Annotated in this window: 4 protein-coding genes; all 4 read left to right on the top strand. The window is 74.4% G+C overall.

Annotated elements, in window-relative coordinates; all coding sequences use genetic code 11:
• On the top strand, positions 1-1,266 hold a 1,266-nt coding region (locus H0523_RS31790), incomplete at its 5' end, for an FUSC family protein (protein WP_180180307.1).
• Positions 1,256-1,450, top strand: coding sequence for a DUF1656 domain-containing protein (locus H0523_RS31785; RefSeq protein WP_054431736.1), 195 nt, complete (start codon positions 1,256-1,258; stop codon positions 1,448-1,450). The genes H0523_RS31790 and H0523_RS31785, both read left to right, overlap by 11 nt.
• 13 nt (positions 1,451-1,463) lie before the next feature.
• Positions 1,464-2,384 (top strand): efflux RND transporter periplasmic adaptor subunit, encoded by a 921-nt coding sequence (locus tag H0523_RS31780; RefSeq protein ID WP_054431612.1) that lies wholly within the window; start codon positions 1,464-1,466, stop codon positions 2,382-2,384.
• 8 nt (positions 2,385-2,392) lie between these two features.
• A partial coding sequence (locus H0523_RS31775; RefSeq protein WP_180180306.1) for a TolC family protein occupies positions 2,393-3,228 on the top strand: 836 nt, incomplete at its 3' end.

Genomic DNA, 3,228 nt, shown 5'->3' with positions numbered 1-3,228 from the left:
CAGGCCCTGGCCGCGCTGCGGGCGCCGTTGCGCCAGGCCTGGGAGGCCGCCAGCCAGGCGCTGACGGCCGGCGACCTGCCGCGCGCCGCCGGCCTGCTGCGTCAGGCGCGCCAGTCACTGATCGATGCGCTGTCCGACCTGCGCCTGGCGGATGCGCGCCAGGAAGCGACGCTGCTGATCGCCGCCGACCGCCTGGGCGAACAGCTCGACGCCTATCTGGACGCGCTCGAAGGCCTGGCCGCGCTGGCGCACCCGCGCCCGCCCGCCGGCGCCGCGCCGGTGCGCTTTCACCGTGACTACGCCAGCGCCGTGCGGAACGGCCTGCGCTCGATGGCCGCCATCGTGCTGGCCGGCCTTTTCTGGCTCTGGAGCGGCTGGACCGACGGCGACATGATGCTGCTGGTGCTGGCGCCCTACTGCTCGCTGCTGGCCACCGCCGGCGATCCGCCGGCCGGCGCCCGCGCCTTTCTGCGGGGCTGCCTCTATGCCGTCCCCGCGGCCTGGGTCTGCGCCTTCGGCGTGCTGCCGCACCTGGACGGCTTCGCGCTGCTGGCCGTGGCGCTGGCCGTGTTCTGGCTGCCCGGCATCCTCGCCACCAGCTCGCCCCGCACGGCGTTCGGCGGCCTGGCCTACCTGGTCGCATTCAACACGCTGACCGCCGCCGACAACCCCATGCAGTATTCGATGCAGGCCTTCGCCAACCACGCGGTGGCCTGGGTGCTGGCGACGTCCTTCGCGCTGCTGTGCTTCCAGGTGATCCTGCCGCGCCACCCGGGCCGCGACATCGCCCGCCTGCGGCGCGTCATCCGCGACGACGCGCTGGCGCTGCTGCGCGGCAAGCGGCTCGCCGACGCCGGCTGGCAACAGCGCCAGCAGCACCGCGTGGCGCAACTGGGCGCGTTGCTCAAAGGCCGGCCGGCGCAACTGGCCGATGCGCTGGCGCAAAGCCTGGCGGCGCTGCGCGTCGGCCTGGAGACGCAGCGGATCCAGCGGCTGCTGGCCAACCGCGCCTTGCCGCCCCAGGCGCAACGCCTGGCGCAAGCGGGCCTGGATCGCCTCGCGCGCGGCGGCGCCCCCGCGTCCCGCCGGTCGCAACATGCGCGCCGCGCCGCCCGCCTGCTGGCGGGGCAGCTGGGCCTGGCTGGTCCGCAACGCCCGGCCGTGCAGAAGGCCATGGCCGCCTTCGCCGACATCCACTGGCTGATCCAAGGCCATGCCGCCTATTTCGATGCCCATCCTTTCCTGGAGCCGCCCCGTGCTGAGTGAAGTCGCCATTGCCGGCATCTACGTGCCGCCGTTCTTTTTCTATGCCTGCGTGGCCGTGCCGCTGTACTGGCTGGCGCGTGCCGTGATGGCGCGCAGCGGACTGCTGCGGCGGGTCTGGCACCCCGCCCTGTTCGAGTTCGCCGTGTCGCTGGCGCTGGTGTCCCTGTTGATCCTGACCCTTTGATTGCCGTATTCCCATGTCTCCGTCATTGCAGAAAACCTTTCGCGTGGTCCTGACCCTGGCCGCGCTCGCCCTGGCCGGCGCCCTCGTCGCCGCGCTCTGGAGCGCCTACGTCCTGGCGCCGTGGACTCGCGACGGGCGCGTCAGCGCGCACGTGGTGCGGGTCGCGCCCGAAGTGTCCGGCACCGTCGCCGACGTCGCCGTCGACGACAACCAGCCGGTCAAGCGCGGCGACGTGCTCTACCGCATCGATCCCAGCCGCTTCGAGCTGGCGGTGGCCCAGGCCCGCGCCCTGGCGGCGGCGGCCGATGAAACCCTGCGCCAGCGCCAGGACGAGGCGCGCCGCCGCCACGGCCTGGACGACCTGGTCTCGCGCGAGGACATCCAGCGCGCCGGCCGCGCCGTCGCCATCGCCCAGGCCGAGGCGCAACGCGCCCGCGCCGCGCTGGACGTGGCCGAGCTGGACCTGGCGCGCAGCGTGCTGCGCGCGCCGGTGGACGGCTTCGTCACGCGGCTGCGCCTGCGCCGCGGCGATTACGCGGTGGCCGGCAAGCCCGACATCGCCATCCTCGACGCCCACAGCTTCTGGATCACCGGCTATTTCGAGGAGACCAAGCTGGAACGGATCCGGCCCGGCGCGCCGGCGCAGATCAAGCTGATGGGCTTCGCGCCGCTGCTGACCGGCCGCGTCGCCTCGATCGGACACGGCATCGCGGACGACAACGACGGCCCCGACGAATACGGGCTGCCCGCGGTCAAGGCCAACTTCAGCTGGGTGCGGCTGGCGCAGCGCATTCCGGTGCGTATCGAGATCGACGCGGTGCCCGACGGCGTCCAGCTGGCGGCGGGCATGACGTGCAGCGTCGACATCGGCGCGCCGGGCGAGCAGCGCGTGGCGCGCGGCCGGCTGGCCGGCTGGCTGCACAACCTGATGTAGGAGGCGCCATGCGTATCCCCTCCGCCCTCGCTCGAACCGCCGCGCCACGCCGCGCCGCCGCCATTGCCGCGTTGTCCGCGACGCTCGCGGGCTGCGCCGCGGTGGGACCCGACTACCACGCCGAGCCCCCGATCCACCCGCAAGCCTGGTCGACGCCGCTGGCCGGCGCCGCCCCCGTCGATCCGGCCGCGCTGGCGCAATGGTGGCGCGCCTTCGACGATCCGCTGCTCGATGAATTGCTGCAACAGGCGCTGGCGCACAACCAGGACCTGGCGATCGCCCGCCTGCGGCTGCTGCAGGCCCGCGCCGAACGCGATCAGGTCGCCAGCCGCCTGGGCCCCGACGTCGGCGCCCGCGCCGACGCCACCGCCTCGCGCACGTCGCTGGCGCTGCGCCCGCCCGGCGTCGGCGAATCGCGCGCCTATCAGCTGGGGCTGGACGCCAGCTGGGAGATCGACGTCTTCGGCGGCCGCCGCCGCGCCGTCGAACGCGCCGACGCCGACGCGCAGGCGATCGAGGAAGACGGCCATGCCCTGCGCATCAGCCTGCTGGCCGAACTGGCCGGCGACTATGCCGCGCTGCGCGCCACCCAGGCGCGCGGCGCCATCGCCCGCGACAACATCGCCACGCTGACCGCCGCCGAACGCCTGGCGCAACGCGCCGCCACGCATGGCCTGGGCACGCGCGCCGAGGCCTCGCAGGCGCGCGCCGAACGCGAATCGGCCGAGGCCCGCGTGCCCGAGCTGGCCGCCGACGAAGCACGCCTGGCGCATGCCATCGGCGTGCTGGCGGGCGGCTTCCCCGGCGACCTCAAGGTGCGCCTGCTGGCCGGCGGGCGGCCCCT

The sequence above is a fragment of the Achromobacter insuavis genome (assembly GCF_902859645.1).
Lineage (GTDB): Bacteria > Pseudomonadota > Gammaproteobacteria > Burkholderiales > Burkholderiaceae_B > Achromobacter > Achromobacter insuavis.
The sequence above is the reverse complement of the archived record's forward strand: the minus strand, read 5'-3'. Positions and strand labels throughout refer to the sequence as shown.